Here is a 14,713-nt window from a genome sequence, read left to right on the forward strand (position 1 = left end):
TCCTATTCATTCTTGAGTCGCAATACCGCCATAAAGGCCTCTTGGGGGACATCCACCCGCCCGATCGCCTTCATCCGTTTTTTACCCGCTTTTTGTTTTTCGAGGAGCTTGCGTTTACGGGTCACATCGCCGCCGTAGCACTTGGCCAAGACATCTTTGCGTAAGGCGGGAATACTTTCACTGGCAATCACCCGTGAGCCAATGGCCGCTTGAATGGGAATTTTGAACTGGTGGCGTGGGATCAAATCCTTGAGTTTGCTGACAAGGGCACGTCCCACATAGTAGGCCTTATCGCGGTGAACAATCGCTGCCAAGGAATCCACCGGGTCGTTATTGATCAGGATATCCAGTTTCACCAGATCATTAGGACGGTAGCCAATCAGGTGGTATTCCATACTGGCATAGCCGCGCGATCGCGACTTCATTTCATCGAAAAAGTCCGTCACAATTTCCGCCAAGGGCATTTCATAGACCAATGTGGTGCGCCCTTGGGTGAGGTAGCGCATATCCTTAAAGATGCCCCGCCGCGACTGCGCCAATTCCATCAGCGTTCCCACATAGGTTTCGGGGGTAATCATTTCCAGTTGAACGTAGGGTTCCTCAATTTTTTCGCGGTATTGGGGTTCCGGTAGCAGGCTGGGGTTATCAATCGTCAGCACTTCCCCTTTGATGGTGGTGACGCGATAGACCACCGAAGGGGCGGTAATGATTAAGTCCAGATTGTATTCCCGCTCTAGCCGCTCTTGGATAATTTCCATGTGCAGCAGCCCCAAAAAACCACAGCGGAACCCAAAGCCCATGGCACTGGAGGTTTCCGGCTCGTAGTGGAGCGAAGCATCGTTGAGCTTCAATTTTTCAAGGGCTTCCCGCAGATCCTCAAACTGATCGGCATCCGTGGGAAAAAGACCACAAAAGACCATCGGTTTGGCCTCAGTGTAACCCGGAAGAGGTTCCTTGGCTGGGTTTTGTGCCAATGTAATCGTGTCGCCGACACGGGCATCGCCAACGGCTTTAATGGCGGCTGCGAGGTAGCCCACTTCCCCGGCATGGAGACTGTCCACGGGTTTTTGGTTGGGCGCGAGAACGCCGAGTTCATCAATTTCGTACTCTTTGCCAGAGGCCATCAAGCGAATGCGATCGCCCTTGCGCACCACACCATCCATGACCCGAAAATAGACAATCACCCCTCGGTAGGCATCGTAGTAGCTATCAAAAATCAATGCCCGCAGGGGTTGATCTACCGTATCGCGGGGGGGTGGCACCAAATGCACAATGGATTCCAGAATTTCCTCAATGCCAATTCCCTCCTTGGCAGACGCTAGAACCGCTTGGGAGCAGTCGAGGCCAATAATCTCTTCAATTTCTGCCTTCACGCGATCGGGTTCAGCACCGGGTAGGTCAATTTTGTTGAGGACCGGAATAATTTCTAAATTATGCTCCAATGCCAGATAGACATTGGCCAGGGTTTGCGCTTCTACCCCTTGGGAGGCATCCACAACGAGGAGTGCCCCTTCACAGGCAGCCAGCGATCGCGACACCTCATAGGAAAAATCCACGTGGCCGGGGGTGTCAATCAAATTCAAAATATACGTTTCGCCATCGCGACTGGTGTAGGTCATGCGGGCAGCTTGCAGCTTAATCGTAATTCCCCGCTCCCGCTCCAGCTCCATATTGTCAAGAAACTGTTCCTTCATTTCACGGGGATCCACCGTGCCTGTAAATTGCAGCAGGCGATCGGCAAGGGTCGATTTGCCGTGATCAATGTGGGCAATGATCGAGAAATTGCGAATGTGGGAAACGGGGACGTCGGTCATACCAGCGAGGGCAACCTTAACAAAATGAAAAACTCCTTTCTTGATTCTAAGCGTCCCTGTCCGATTGTGCTGAGAATTCGGTGGTAGGATAGAAATTAACTGCCGGGATGTAGCGCAGCTTGGTAGCGCATCTGCTTTGGGAGCAGAGGGTCGCAGGTTCAAATCCTGTCATCCCGATTCGGAACCGTAAACCTAGAACGATTGTTGCCCATACAATCCTGCGGTAGATTAGCCTCAGGCCTTTTGGATACGTATTCATTGATGCTGACGGTTCCACGGACAATTTGCCTTGGATTTTTGGCGGTGATTACGCTGGGGACGCTGCTGTTGTGGCTGCCTTGGTCCACTAGTAATGGGGAATGGAACCCCTTTATCGTTGCTCTCTTTACCGCAACATCGGCCGTTTGTGTGACCGGCCACATTATTGTCGATACGGGAACCCACTTTTCTCCCTTTGGTCAACTGGTGATTCTGCTGTTGATCCAGGTGGGTGGTCTGGGGTACATGACGGCGACCACCTTTTTGATTATTTTGCTGGGACGCAAGTTTAACCTGCGGCAGAAGATAGCGGTACAGCAAGCCTTGGATCGGCGGGGCATGCAGGGGGCACGGCAATTGGTGCGCTCGATTTTGGGTCTCACGTTTCTCTTTGAACTGACGGGTGCCTTGTTGCTGTGGCTGATTTTTCGCCAAGACTTTAGTGATCCACGGGCACTGTGGCTGGCGGTGTTTCACAGTATCAGTGCTTGGAATAATGCCGGGTTTAGTCTGTTTAGTGACAGCTTGATGGGGTATCAAACCTCTGTGCCCCTGAATTTCGTGATTTCACTGCTGATTATTTTTGGCGGCATTGGCTATGAGGTGATCTTTGAGTTTTATCTTTGGCTGCGGGAGCATCTGCGTCACTGGGGTAAACCCGCCTATCTAATCCGCAAGGCGAGCCAGATGACGTTTAGCCTCAATTTCAAAATTGTGACGAGTACAACGGCGATTCTCCTCATCTTGGGAACGGCGATGCTGTTTGCGACGGAGATGCGATCGCCACAGTATGGTGTTTTTTCGTTTGATCAAAAATTATTGCTAGCATGGTTTCAGTCCGTTACTTCCCGTACCGCTGGCTTTAATACGGTCAATCTTGGCGAGTTTAACAATGGCGGTTTATTTATTATCATTGCCCTGATGTTTATTGGCGGTAGCCCCGGTGGGACGGCAGGGGGCATTAAAACAACCACGTTGCGGATTTTGGCAGGGATTACCAAGTCAGCTCTGCAAGGGAAAGAGGTGGTGCTGCTCTACCGCCGTCAGGTGCCCCCCTCGCTGATCATGAAAGCGGTCGCTGTCGCCTTTGGCTCAATGTTTACGGTGCTGGTTTCCACTACCCTCATCGCGATCGCTGACCCCGAAGAGAATTTCATTAATATTCTCTTTGAAACTGTTTCTGCCTTTGCCACCGTTGGTCTCTCCACCGGCATTACCAGTGGGCTAACCGTCTTTTCCAAGCTGGTCTTGATTGTAACGATGTATGCTGGACGGGTGGGTATCCTGCTGCTGATGGCGGCAATTATCGGTGACCCCCAGCCTTCTAGCGTCCAATATCCTGAGGAAAATCTGCTGGTGGGTTAGGGGGCAGCGTACTCGGCAATGGCGGCAGCCATCTCTTGGGTACCCACGGGTTCTTTGCCCGGTGCAGCCAAATCATAGGTGACAAAGCGCCCCTCAGCAATGACTTTTTCCACAGCCGCTTGCAGACGCCGTGCCGCTTCCATTTCACCCAAGTGTTGCAGCATCAACACCCCTGAGAGAATCAATGCCGTAGGATTGGCTTTATTTTGGCCGGCATATTTAGGTGCTGAACCATGAATCGCCTCAAAAACGGCATATTCATCGCCAATGTTTGCCCCCGGTGCCACTCCTAGACCCCCAATCATCCCGGCACAAAGGTCGGAAAGAATATCACCGTAGAGGTTGGGCATCACCATCACATCGTAGAGTTCGGGCTTCTGCATCAACTGCATGCACATGTTATCGACGATGCGATCTTCAAAGGCAATGTCGGGGTAACGGGTAGCAATTTCGCGGGCACGTTCAAGGAAGAGGCCATCGGTAAATTTCATGATGTTGGCCTTGTGAACGGCAGTCACTTTCTGGCGATGGTTGGCCTTGGCATATTTGAAGGCAAACTCAATGATGCGATCGCTCCCCAGCACAGAAATCGGCTTGACACCAATGGCAGCATCCTCACGGATCGGCTTACCCGCTAGATCACTCAAAAAGGCACGGGCTTTGGCCGCCTCGGGACTGGTGTATTCAAACTCAATCCCGGCATAGAGGTCTTCGGTATTCTCGCGAACAATGACAAGGTCAATGTTTTGAAAATAGCTTTTCACCCCAACAATGGATTTAGCCGGCCGTAGGTTCGCATAGAGATTGAGCCGCTTGCGGATCTCGACATTCACAGAACGAAAGCCCGTACCTACGGGGGTGGTAATCGGCCCTTTGATGGCAGTTTTCGTGCTTTTGATCGCATCGAGAACGTGTTCGGGCAAGGGGGTACCGTAGCGTTCCATCATGTCCACACCGGCATCCACCACCACCCAATCAATTTTGACGCCCGTAGCATCAATGGCAGTGCGAGTGGCAGCGGCAACCTCAGGACCAATACCGTCGCCGCGAATTAAGGTAACAGCGTGGGACACGAGTTCTCTCTCCCTATGCAGAACTGAAAGACAAAGGTATTAGGAGGGTAGGATGCCGCTAAATGAGCTTCACCGTACGTAGCGTGTGAAACAAAATTGTCGCCAAGGCGATCGCGCCCGCAACAATGACAAAGTACAAAACAATTCCCATCATGTTTCTCCTCAACAGGTAGTGATTTACCTCGGGATTCAGAATACCCTAGGCTGTGCCTACAAAACTAACATCACTAAAGCGCTTTTGTGCCTCGCTGACGGGACGATTTTTGCCTTCCTCTTGCCAGTAGTTAATGATTTCGGTGGCACGGTTGAGGAGTTCAATCCGCTCGGCTTCCGTAATCCAAGATTTCTTCTCTAACTCCGCCTTCAGGAGTTCCCAAGCATCGGTGCGCGGCCAAAAGAAGTAGGAGGTGAGGGGGCTTGTCCCTTTGCCAACAATTTGATCGACAGCGATCGCCACGTCTTTTTCTAACCAAAGTACTCTCAGGGTAAAGCGGGACAATTCTAACCTCCTAAAACTCGTTTTTCACAAAAAGCCATCCTTTATAATAACCAATCAGGCCAACTGCATACAAGTTTCTGGAGAGCTACGGTTGAGTACCCCCTGCGCCTGTGTCTTTTTTGATATTGATGGGGTGATTCGCGATGTCAGTCGTTCCTATCGCCGTGCCCTAGCGGATACCGTCGAGCATTTTACGGGGGGTGCCTATCGTCCCAGTCAAAAGGAAATTGACAACCTCAAGGCGGAAGGCTGCTGGAATAACGACTGGGAAGGGTCGCGTGAACTCATTTATCGCTACTTTGAACGCCAAGGGAAACCCCGCTGCCAAGTGCCCTTGGACTATGAACGCCTAGTGATCTTTTTTGAGGAGCGCTATAGTGGCGAAAATTGGTGCGGCTATATTCAAGATGAGCCACTGCTGGTGGATGTTGCCTATTTTCAGGCTCTTGATCAGGCACAAATCCGCTGGGGGTTTGTCAGTGGTGCGACGCGGGACTCGGCAGAATATGTTCTGAAACACCGCTTGGGTCTCGATCAGCCCCTTTTGATCGCCATGGAAGATGCCCCCGGCAAACCCGACCCCACAGGACTCCGCATGGCCTACCGTCAGGCCGCGGCTCAGGAAACCATTCCTGCCTTTTATGTGGGGGATACAGTGGCGGATATGCAGACCGTTGTCAATGCCCGCAAAGAACAAGCAACAACGCCGTGGATTGCCTTAGGGGTGATTCCTCCCCATGTCCAGCCCGAAGATCGGCAACGCTATGGCGATCGCTTGCGCTCAGCGGGAGCCAGTGCAGTTTTTGAACACACGCGCGACATTACCCCAGCGATGGTGGCAGCGTTCTTAGGGCAATTGGCTGCCCACGACTCAAACTGCGGGCAATAAGATCACAGCGTTCATTGCCGACATCGCCACTATGGCCACGCACATGGTGCCACTGGACTAAGGGATCATTGAGGGCATCTAGCTCCTGCCACAGGTCTTGGTTGAGAACAGGCTTTTTGGCGGCTGTTTTCCAGCCCCGCCGTTTCCAGTTGTGGATCCACTCCGTAATTCCCTTGAGGACATATTCGCTGTCGGTGTAAAGGGCGATCGCGCTCCCCGGAGCCAGTTGGCGCCATGCCTTGAGGGCTGCAATGGCCGCCTGCAATTCCATGCGATTATTTGTGGTCGCGGGGTGATGTCCCCCCAGTTCCTGCACAGAGCCGTCGGTAAAGTAAATGACCACGCCCCAGCCCCCCGGTCCCGGATTGCCTTCGCAGGCACCATCGGTATAAATGGCACGAATCTCGGTCATGAGTCTCTATGCCCTCCAAAGGTTGCAAATAAAAAAGGGGGGGCCACAAGACCACCCCCGAAACAAATGGATACCAAAGACTACTTGATGCTGACTTTGGCGCCGGCTTCCTCGAGTTCTTTCTTAGCGGCTTCGGCGTCTTCTTTGGTGGCACCTTCTTTCACGGGTTTGGGCGTGGATTCCACCACTTCCTTGGCTTCCTTGAGACCCAAGCCGGTCAAAGAGCGCACCACTTTGAGCACGGCAATCTTCTTGTCGGCGGGGACTTCTTCGAGAATGACATCGAAGGCGGTTTTCTCTTCGACTTCTTCTGCGGGAGCAGCAGCACCACCACCCACAGGAGCGGCGACCATCATGCCACCGACCGGCGCAGCGGCACTGACACCAAAGGCCTCTTCAATTTGCTTGACCAGCTCAGCGGCTTCCAGCAGGGTCAAGGATTTCAACTTTTCGAGAATTTCATCGGTTGCAGCAGACATTGTCAACTCCTATCGTTTCAAGGTTAGAAAACAAGAACAGGTGGCTTCCCAAGGGAAACCGAAAACAGGATCGATCTATGCCGCACCTTTGTCGGCGATCGCCTGGGTTGCCCGCGCCAAGGAAGCAGGAACCTCCTTGATGCCAATGGCAATCTTCGCTGTGACGGCATTGAGGGCACCAGCAATCTGCGCCATGAGTTGTTCTTTTGAGGGCAGATCACCAATGGCCTTCACTTGCGCTTCATCAAGGGCCCGTCCCTCCATGACCCCACCGCGTAGGGTGGTTTTTTTCGTGGCCTTTTGGAATTCTTGGTAGGCCTTGATCGTGCCACCAATGTCATCCTTGACCAAGAGGAACGCCGAAGGTCCCTTAAGGAATTGGGTCATGGGTTGCCAAGTGTCACTTTCTTTAACCGCCAATTCCATCAGCGTATTTTTAGTGACCTTGCAACTGGCATTACACTTGCGCAAGCGTTGCCGCAAATCCTTCATCTCAGCATCGGTGAGACCTTGGTAGTCAATCACCAGTGCCATTTGTGACTCGCTCAGGCGTTCCTTTAGCTCCGCCACAATTTCTTTTTTGTTTGCTAGCGTGCGTCCCACGCGCATCACCTCCTGTAGTCAGTGAAAGAAAAACCCCAGCAGTGGTGCCGGGGCGATCGCCCAATCCCAACGGATGGACTTCGCAAACCTCGGCAGGAAGATTATGTCTGAGCCAGACCCCTGCGGTCTTCGGTTTCAGTCTTGAGTTGTCCAGTATTGGGCAATAGGCAAGTCCTCCTTAGGCGGCTTCGGCCAGTTTTAGCTCCCGCAGGGCGTTGATGTCCACTTGAATGCTCGGCCCCATCGTTGCGGCCACATAGACACTGCGCCAGTAGCGACCCTTGGCACCACTCGGGCGGTTGCGGTCAATACTCTCTTGTAGTGCCTTGAGGTTGACGAGCAAGTCTTCGGCGCTGAAGCTAGCTTTGCCAAAGAGCACATGGACAATCCCGGTGCGATCGGCGCGGAATTCCACTTTCCCCGCTTTGAACTCCTGAATCGCTTGGGGCAAGTCAAAGGTCACTGTACCGGCTTTGGGCGACGGCATTAGCCCCCGCGGACCCAAAATCCGACCCACTTTAGCTACTTGGGGCATCATATCGGGGGTGGCAATGAGGAGATCAAAGTCCATCCGCCCCTTTTGAATTTCGTCAATGAGTTCCTCTGAACCCACAACATCGGCACCGGCGGCACTGGCTTCAGTCACTTTTTCACCCCGGGCAATGACCGCCACGCGAATCGTTTGACCGGTGCCTTTGGGGAGCGCCACAGTGGTTCGCAATTGTTGGTCGGTATATTTGGGATCAATGCCCAAGCGGATGTGGGCTTCTGCCGATTCAGGAAATTTGGCTGTGGCCGTTTCCTTCAGCAGTTGCAAGGCCTCAAGGGGAGCGTAGGGACGATCCTCCACCTTGGCATAGAGTTCACGCAGTCGTCGCGAGAGTTTACGCATCAGAATTTACCTCCACGGGGTACTAACGAAACGAAGTTTCTCCCCCCAACACAACAACGGACTCAACAGGAACACACGAAGGAAAGCTTTAGTCAGCAATGGTCACGCCCATATTGCGAGCAGTACCTTCGATAATCCGCATGGCCGCTTCAATATCGTTGGCATTGAGATCCGGCATTTTCTTCTCAGCAATTTCCCGCAGTTGGGCACGGGTGATGCTGCCCACTTTTTTCTTGTTGGGTTCGCCGGAGCCTTTTTCAATGCCCGCAGCTTTTTGAATCAGCACGGAAGCGGGCGGCGTTTTCAGAACAAAGGTGAAACTGCGATCTTCATAGACCGAAATTTCAACGGGAACCACCATCCCCACTTGATCGGCGGTGCGAGCATTGTACTCTTTGCAGAACATCATGATGTTCACACCGTGCTGACCAAGGGCCGGACCAATGGGGGGAGCAGGGTTGGCTTTACCCGCTTGAATGGCAAGTTTAATAACTGCGACGACCTTTTTCGCCATAGTGAGTTAGCGTCCTAATCTACTTTTTCCACTTGAGTCACTTCGAGTTCGACCGGCGTTTCGCGGCCAAAAATCGAGAGTAATGCTTTCAGTTTGCTGCGCTCAGCACTGACTTCAATCACCTCTCCCTCAAAGTCCTTAAAGGGACCATTGAGAACTTTGATCTTATCACCACTATTGAGATCAATGCGGTGCACCGGTTCTTGTTCTTGGGCTTTGCGGAAGATGCGATCCACTTCGGCCGGACTCAGGGGCATGGGCTTGACGTGACCGCGGCCGCGGCCTGTACTGCGGCGTTGCTCGGCACCCACAAAGTTAATCACATTGGGGGTGTTTTTAATTACCTGCCAAGCTTCATCATCAATTTGCCATTCACCTGTTTCGGGGGACTGCTGTGCCCGCACTTGGACAAGAACATAACCGGGAAAAACTTTTTCCTCAATGGTTTGCCGCGAGCCATCTTTTTTGATTTTGATGACGGGGGTTTGGGGAATTTCAATGCGAAAGATGCGATCGGCCACATCCAGCGTATGGAGCCGCTGCTCGATGGTGCTTTTCACTTTTTTTTCGCAGCCAGAGGCCACCTGCACGGCATACCAAAACCGTTTGACCTTACCCGCTTGATCCCCTTCGGCCACTTCAACGGTGTCGTCAAGAGGATCGTTCAGATCAGAATGATCAGTAAATTCACTCACCATAGGCGCGTACTCGTAGGAATCTTTGGCTGTCTAGAAAATCAGTGTGGCCAGCCAACGAAAGAGTTCATCCACTAGGTAGATGACCGCAGCCGAAAGGGAAACGATGAGAATGACTGCCGCAGATTCGCCAATCAGACGCTGGCGATCGGGCCACACCACTTTGCTGAGTTCTTCCTTGGTTTCGCGGAAAAACTCGGTTAGATTAAAGCCACTAGTGGGCTTTTCGCCTTCGGTACTCTTGGTCACGGCGGCACTCCTTAGGGCGGGGGCAGCCCGTTGCTACCCGTTTAATTCAGCGCGATTTATTATCATAGCAGGTTTCTTCTTTTTAGGAAATCCCGATGTTTGATTGCTTGCGATCGCGCACCCTCACGACGGCTATGGGTGAGGTGGCCTACGTTACCAATGATCTCGGCAATGTTAACCCTGCTCGGCCGCCTTTATTTTTTTGGCATGGTTTTGGTGGTGGCTCGAGCCGCTATGAATGGTCGGCAGTTTATCTGGCCTTTTCAGCCGAGTATCCCCTTTTTGCTTTGGATTTGCCCGGTTGGGGCGCCTCTGAGCATCGCGATCAACCCTATACGGTGGCGGCTTATGTGGATCATTTGCTAGAGTGCCTTGGTCAATTGACGGCAGAACCAGCAGTGGTAATCACGTCGTCACTGACGGCAGCCTTTGCTATTCAAGGGGCGATCGCCCATCCCCAACGCTTCTGTGGCCTGATTCTCACCTGTCCAACGGGGCTGAGTGATTTTGGTCAAGATTACCGCCAGACCCCCCTTGCCCAGATTGCCCGCCAGTCCTATGTGGATATCGCCTTTTATCGCCTCGGCGTGGCCAATTCCCTGAGTGTGCAATCCTTTATGGCCAATCAACAGTTTGCCCGACCTAGCCGCATCAGCCCGGAAATGGTTGCCACCTATACGCAAGTAGCGCAGTCGGCGGGGGCAGAATTTGCTGCACTGGCTTTTGTGCGGGGTGATCTCTGCTGCGATCTCAGTCGCTTTTTACCCCATTTGACGGTGCCGACCTATATCGTTTGGGGAGAGCAGGCAAAACTCCCTCCTGTGGCCGTGGGTCAACGCTTGGCACAGTTAAACCCCGACGCGATTCGTGCTTTTGATGTGATGCCAGGGGTGGGACTAACGCCGCAGTTGGAGTGCCCTGCGGTGATGATTGGCTGGATTGATCGCTACCTTGGCCAGTTGCTGGCCTCCCCCTGAGGTGATCTAACGCTGGGCATTGGCAGTGGCGGGTAGGGTTGTGCCATAGACACGGGGGCGATCGCCCTGGGCCAATTGGGTGCTGCCTTGAGTATCCACTGCCCAAATTGTGGCTTTGGGGTTCCCCATGGTTTGGGTTTGAAAGAGCACCCGCTGCGGATCCGTTGTGCTCCAGCCCAAAAGGGTGGCAAAGTCGTATTCATCAGCGGTGGGATAAACCGTGGCCACATGACCCAACCCCGCCTGCCAAATCCACGCGCCATCGCTAATTAAATCAGTGGCAAACAAGCCGCTAAGCTGGCGCACCAAGAGACGATTGCCCGTTTCTGACCAGCCAACTGGAACCAGTACTGCAATCAGACCTTGACCTTGGGGCACCTCTGCCAAAAATTCAGGCGGCATTTCCTTGAGGCTTTCAATGCGCTGCTGACTGCCGCTCTGGCGATCGCGAATTTCCAAAACACTCACCAGTTGTTGCCGATGGGCTTCTGGATGGGCCGTGAAGTAGAGGGTGGCCTGTGCCACATAGCGGCCATCGGGAGAGAGATATTGGGGCGTCTGCTGAGTCAAGCGGAGAGATTTCTTAGCCTTTAGAGCAGCGGCGTGGCCGTCGTCAATCCATTTCCAAGGGAGGGGGAAAGGACTCTGAAGCGGATCCGTGACTACTGTTTCTACGGGTTGATCGGGGGCTGAGGGTCGCTGGGCTTGGGCAGGCGTTACTGGGGCGATCGCAAGGGCTGTCAATATCCCACAGACTGAGGAGATCAAAAAGCCCCGCCACGGCGCAAATCGGGTTACCATGAGGTCACTCCTCTGAAATAAAGTTTGCTTATTTTATTGACAGTTTGGTTAAACGAATGATGACGGCTCCTCACACCTCCAGCATAGCAATTGGCCTAGGCCGATCGCAGGAAAATTAACGAAGTTTTATGATCTTGACAGAATTAGTTAAAAAATCTCGTGACTATTTGCAGTCATTGGCAGTCATTGAGATTCATTCCCAGTGGTTTCCCCTCAGTTCCCCCTCGCTCAAAGATGCGGCGACGACCCCCTATGCAGTGAATGCTAAAGGGCATTTGGCGTGGCCCAAGGGTCGGCACTCCCTCTGGTTGGGGCAGCGAATCACGGTACCCGCGACGGTTCAAGGCTATAGTGTGGCGGGTTTAACTCTACACCTTGATCTCACGTGGTGGGCGGATCAGGCAACGGTGTATGTCAATGGTCAGGCGGTGCATCAGGGGGATTTATTTGATCATTCGGTGAGTCTGTGCCTAGGGGAGGCAGTGACCCCCGGCCAAGCATGGGAGGTGGTGTTGCATCTTGTGAGTCCCGGCCACGATGACGGTGCTTTGGTGAGATCAGGCCTGCGGTTTGAATTGCCAACGGGAGTGGATCCCGACTTTATTGCCACTGAGTTGGACATTTTGGCGATCTTTGGTGAAACCCTCAACCTGCAACCCCTTGAACCCCTGCTGAAGGACGTTTTAGAAAGTCATGGACAGCGCCCCATCTTAGATCCGTTGCTGGCGGAGATCCACGAGAAAATGCAGGCGATCGCCACCCCCTTGCGGGACTTCACCATGCACCTGTGTGGCCATGCCCATCTGGACTTGGCGTGGCTTTGGCCGATCGCCGAAACCTGGCAAGTGGCACAGTCCACTTTTCGATCCGTCTTGCAGCTAAAGGAACGCTATCCCGAACTCACCTTTACCCACTCCACTCCCGCCCTCTATGCCTATTTGCAGACCCATGCCCCAGAACTTTTTGGGCGGATTCAGGAAGCCGTGGCAGCGGGTTGGTGGGATGTGGCGGCAGGTCTTTGGGTAGAACCGGAACTCAATCTCATTCATGCTGAGTCCATTGCCCGTCAGATTCTCCATGGGCAGCAGTACGTGCAGCAGGCTTTTGGTGGCATTAGCCCGATTGCTTGGTTACCCGATACCTTTGGCTTTCCGGAACGGCTCCCCAGTTTCTTGGCTCAGGGGGGCATTCGCTACTTTGTCACTCAAAAATTGCGCTGGAATGACACCACACGCTTTCCCCACGGTTGGTTTGTCTGGCGGGATGTGGCGGGGGCGGCGGTGAATGCCCTGATGTCAGCACCCATTGGCGAGGGCATTGATGCGGTAAAAATGGCTGCCTATGCCCAAGAGTGGTGGCAACAAACGGGATCGCGGCGCAGTCTCTGGCTCCCCGGTGTCGGCGATCATGGCGGTGGACCAACGGCAGACATGTTAGAACGGGTGCGACGCTGGCAACACCTCGGTGGCATTGGGCCGCAGTGGCAATGGACAACGGTGCAGCAGTATTTGGAACAATTAACCCAAGAAACACCCCCCACAACCGTCTGGCACGGGGAACTCTACTTGGAATTCCATCGCGGCTGCTACACCAGCCATGGCGATCAAAAGGCTGCCCACGATCGCGCCCAACGCCAACTGCAAGAGGCGGAACGCTGGTGTGCCCTCGCGGCAATCACAACTTCTTTTTCCTACCCCAAAGAAGAACTCAAAGCTTGTTGGCAACAACTTCTCTTTAACCAGTTTCATGATATTCTCCCTGGCTCCTCGATTCCAGAGGTCTATGCTGAGGTGGCGCCAACGTGGCAGCAACTCCTGACCACGACAGAGACAGTCCTAAGGGAAGCACAAACAGCGCTGTGCCAGTCCATTGACGGCGGTGAACCCCCGGTGAAAGAGGCAATTCCCGTTGTGATTTTCAATGGATTGGTGGGCGATCGCGCCGGGGTTGTCCACATTGACTTGGCACAGCTCCCTGAGGAGGTTTCCTCTTGGCGGGTTTATTGTCCACGGGGCGACTACGATTTACCAGCGCAGTTGAATGCTCCCCAAGGTTGCTTGACGTTTCGTACCCCTGAGGTGCCGGGAATTGGCTACACACTGCTGTGGCTCTGCCCGCGATCGCGCCCTGATACGCTACCAACCCCACCCTTGGGCTATGTCTTAGAAAATAACTATCTCCACGTTGAAATTGATCCGGCAACAGGGGAAATCACCAATCTGTATGACAAGTTGAATCATCGTCCCTGCTTGGGCGATCGCGGTAATCAACTGCAATTTTTCCGTGATCAGGGGCAATACTGGGATGCTTGGAACATTGACCCCAACTATGGGCAGCAGCGACTGCCGGGGGCGACCCTAGAGGCCATTGAATGGGTGACGTGGCATCAACTGGAGCAGCGACTACGGGTCAGATGGCGCTTTCAGTCCTCGCGGATGCAGCAGGAGTATGTGTTGCAGTATCAAACCCCGTGGCTGCGCATTGATACAGTGATTGACTGGCAAGAGGAACATATTCTCCTCAAGACGGCTTTTCCCTTGGCAATCAGGGCTGAGCAGATCACCTGTGAAACTCCCGGCGGCGTTACGCTGCGCCCGACCCTTCCCAATCCCCACCTCAGCGCCCATGAGCAAACAAAATGGGAGGTGCCCTTTTTAACGTGGGTGGATCTGAGTACCCCAGAGTATGGGGTGAGTCTTTTCAGCGACTGCAAGCATGGCCTTGATGCCCAAGCGAATCAATTGCGATTAACCCTGTTGCGATCGCCCACTTGGCCAGATCCGACGAGCGATCGCCGCCACCACCGCTTTAGTTATGGCGTGTTTCCCCACAGTGGCTCATGGCAAGCGGCTGCTGTCTCCCAATGGGCGGCTCAGTTTAATCATCCCCTCCGCAGCGCGATCGCCCCTGTCAACTTGTCAGGCACCTTACCCCCCCACGCTCACCTGCTCCATTGGTCGGATGCCCACATTCAATGTTTGGCCCTGAAACAAGCGGAGGATGGACAGGGTTGGCAATTGCGAGTCGCTGAAGTGGTTGGTGAAGGGGGCACCTTGGAGCTGCACTCAACGTTTATTCCATGGCAAGTCAAAGAGCAGCAAACGCTCCTAGAGACGCCCGCAGGGGACACAGACTCAGTAACCCTCAGCCCGTGGCAAATTCAAGCCTTTCGGCTGCACCCTTGACCTGCAAT

At 53.5% G+C, this 14,713-nt stretch carries 15 protein-coding genes, 1 tRNA gene and 1 other annotated feature; of the genes, 5 read left to right on the forward strand and 11 right to left on the reverse strand.

Translation table 11 applies throughout. The features are described 5' to 3' along the window. Window positions 1-2: 2 nt before the first annotated feature. A complete protein-coding gene (gene lepA / locus M0646_RS00570; RefSeq protein ID WP_181496686.1) occupies window positions 3-1,814 on the reverse strand; it encodes a translation elongation factor 4 in 1,812 nt (603 codons plus the stop codon). 103 nt (window positions 1,815-1,917) lie between these two features. Here lepA and M0646_RS00575 point away from each other — a divergent pair. After that, a tRNA-Pro gene (locus M0646_RS00575) sits at window positions 1,918-1,991 on the forward strand. 87 nt (window positions 1,992-2,078) lie between these two features. Beyond that, complete coding sequence (locus M0646_RS00580) at window positions 2,079-3,437, forward strand: TrkH family potassium uptake protein (RefSeq protein ID WP_315863014.1); 1,359 nt, start codon at window positions 2,079-2,081, stop codon at window positions 3,435-3,437. Here M0646_RS00580 and M0646_RS00585 read toward each other — a convergent pair. Further along, window positions 3,434-4,510, reverse strand: coding sequence for an isocitrate/isopropylmalate dehydrogenase family protein (locus tag M0646_RS00585; RefSeq protein ID WP_149817199.1), 1,077 nt, complete (start codon window positions 4,508-4,510; stop codon window positions 3,434-3,436). The genes M0646_RS00580 and M0646_RS00585 overlap by 4 nt on opposite strands. Before the next feature lie 199 nt (window positions 4,511-4,709). Continuing rightward, the gene (locus M0646_RS00590) at window positions 4,710-5,009 is read right to left on the reverse strand and encodes a 30S ribosomal protein PSRP-3 (protein WP_149817201.1); all 300 of its coding nucleotides are present in this window, start codon (window positions 5,007-5,009) and stop codon (window positions 4,710-4,712) included. A 91-nt stretch (window positions 5,010-5,100) separates the two neighbouring features. Here M0646_RS00590 and M0646_RS00595 point away from each other — a divergent pair, with 91 nt between their 5' ends. Continuing rightward, window positions 5,101-5,898, forward strand: a complete 798-nt coding sequence (locus M0646_RS00595) for a TIGR01548 family HAD-type hydrolase (protein WP_190278134.1) — start codon at window positions 5,101-5,103, stop codon at window positions 5,896-5,898. Here the strand turns inward: M0646_RS00595 and rnhA are convergent. The 7 genes from rnhA to secE all read right to left on the reverse strand — a co-directional run bounded on the left by rnhA (window position 5,831) and on the right by secE (window position 9,742). Further along, window positions 5,831-6,310 (reverse strand): ribonuclease HI, encoded by a 480-nt coding sequence (rnhA, locus tag M0646_RS00600; RefSeq protein WP_149817203.1) that lies wholly within the window; start codon window positions 6,308-6,310, stop codon window positions 5,831-5,833. The two genes, M0646_RS00595 and rnhA, sit on opposite strands and share 68 nt — an antisense overlap. An 80-nt stretch (window positions 6,311-6,390) precedes the next feature. After that, window positions 6,391-6,789 carry a 50S ribosomal protein L7/L12 gene (rplL, locus tag M0646_RS00605; RefSeq protein WP_149817205.1) on the reverse strand — a complete coding sequence of 133 codons (399 nt, stop codon included), beginning with the start codon at window positions 6,787-6,789 and terminating at the stop codon, window positions 6,391-6,393. A gap of 75 nt (window positions 6,790-6,864) precedes the next feature. Then, window positions 6,865-7,392 carry a 50S ribosomal protein L10 gene (gene rplJ, locus M0646_RS00610; protein ID WP_149817208.1) on the reverse strand — a complete coding sequence of 176 codons (528 nt, stop codon included), beginning with the start codon at window positions 7,390-7,392 and terminating at the stop codon, window positions 6,865-6,867. Window positions 7,393-7,410: 18 nt separating this feature from the next. Beyond that, window positions 7,411-7,543 (reverse strand) — a sequence feature (ribosomal protein L10 leader region). Between the two features lie 27 nt (window positions 7,544-7,570). Further along, the gene (rplA, locus tag M0646_RS00615; protein WP_190278287.1) at window positions 7,571-8,287 is read right to left on the reverse strand and encodes a 50S ribosomal protein L1; all 717 of its coding nucleotides are present in this window, start codon (window positions 8,285-8,287) and stop codon (window positions 7,571-7,573) included. Window positions 8,288-8,372: 85 nt separating this feature from the next. After that, window positions 8,373-8,798: a 50S ribosomal protein L11 gene (gene rplK, locus M0646_RS00620; protein WP_149817213.1), complete on the reverse strand. Its 426-nt coding sequence runs from the start codon at window positions 8,796-8,798 to the stop codon at window positions 8,373-8,375. Between the two features lie 14 nt (window positions 8,799-8,812). Next, window positions 8,813-9,496 (reverse strand): transcription termination/antitermination protein NusG, encoded by a 684-nt coding sequence (gene nusG / locus M0646_RS00625; protein WP_149817215.1) that lies wholly within the window; start codon window positions 9,494-9,496, stop codon window positions 8,813-8,815. 30 nt (window positions 9,497-9,526) lie between these two features. Continuing rightward, window positions 9,527-9,742, reverse strand: coding sequence for a preprotein translocase subunit SecE (gene secE / locus M0646_RS00630; protein ID WP_149817217.1), 216 nt, complete (start codon window positions 9,740-9,742; stop codon window positions 9,527-9,529). Between the two features lie 95 nt (window positions 9,743-9,837). Between secE and M0646_RS00635 the strand changes: the two genes are divergently transcribed. Further along, entirely contained in the window at window positions 9,838-10,719 is an 882-nt protein-coding gene (locus M0646_RS00635) for an alpha/beta fold hydrolase (RefSeq protein WP_286626136.1), read from the forward strand. 6 nt (window positions 10,720-10,725) lie between these two features. Here M0646_RS00635 and M0646_RS00640 read toward each other — a convergent pair whose 3' ends face one another. Continuing rightward, complete coding sequence (locus M0646_RS00640; protein ID WP_149817222.1) at window positions 10,726-11,520, reverse strand: hypothetical protein; 795 nt, start codon at window positions 11,518-11,520, stop codon at window positions 10,726-10,728. Window positions 11,521-11,696: 176 nt separating this feature from the next. Between M0646_RS00640 and M0646_RS00645 the strand changes: the two genes are divergently transcribed. Continuing rightward, complete coding sequence (locus M0646_RS00645) at window positions 11,697-14,705, forward strand: glycoside hydrolase family 38 C-terminal domain-containing protein (RefSeq protein ID WP_286626138.1); 3,009 nt, start codon at window positions 11,697-11,699, stop codon at window positions 14,703-14,705. Window positions 14,706-14,713: the final 8 nt, after the last annotated feature.

It is taken from the genome of Thermosynechococcus sp. B3 (assembly GCF_030323045.1).
GTDB lineage: Bacteria > Cyanobacteriota > Cyanobacteriia > Thermosynechococcales > Thermosynechococcaceae > Thermosynechococcus.

Bases quoted from the DNA above. Each gene is read 5' to 3' on its own strand.
- lepA (WP_181496686.1), bottom strand. From the start codon at position 1,814: ATGACCGACGTCCCCGTTTCCCACATTCGCAATTTCTCGATCATTGCC.
- rnhA (WP_149817203.1), bottom strand. From the start codon at position 6,310: ATGACCGAGATTCGTGCCATTTATACCGATGGTGCCTGCGAAGGCAAT.
- rplL (WP_149817205.1), bottom strand. From the start codon at position 6,789: ATGTCTGCTGCAACCGATGAAATTCTCGAAAAGTTGAAATCCTTGACC.
- rplK (WP_149817213.1), bottom strand. From the start codon at position 8,798: ATGGCGAAAAAGGTCGTCGCAGTTATTAAACTTGCCATTCAAGCGGGT.
- nusG (WP_149817215.1), bottom strand. From the start codon at position 9,496: ATGGTGAGTGAATTTACTGATCATTCTGATCTGAACGATCCTCTTGAC.
- M0646_RS00635 (WP_286626136.1), top strand. From the start codon at position 9,838: ATGTTTGATTGCTTGCGATCGCGCACCCTCACGACGGCTATGGGTGAG.
- M0646_RS00640 (WP_149817222.1), bottom strand. From the start codon at position 11,520: ATGGTAACCCGATTTGCGCCGTGGCGGGGCTTTTTGATCTCCTCAGTC.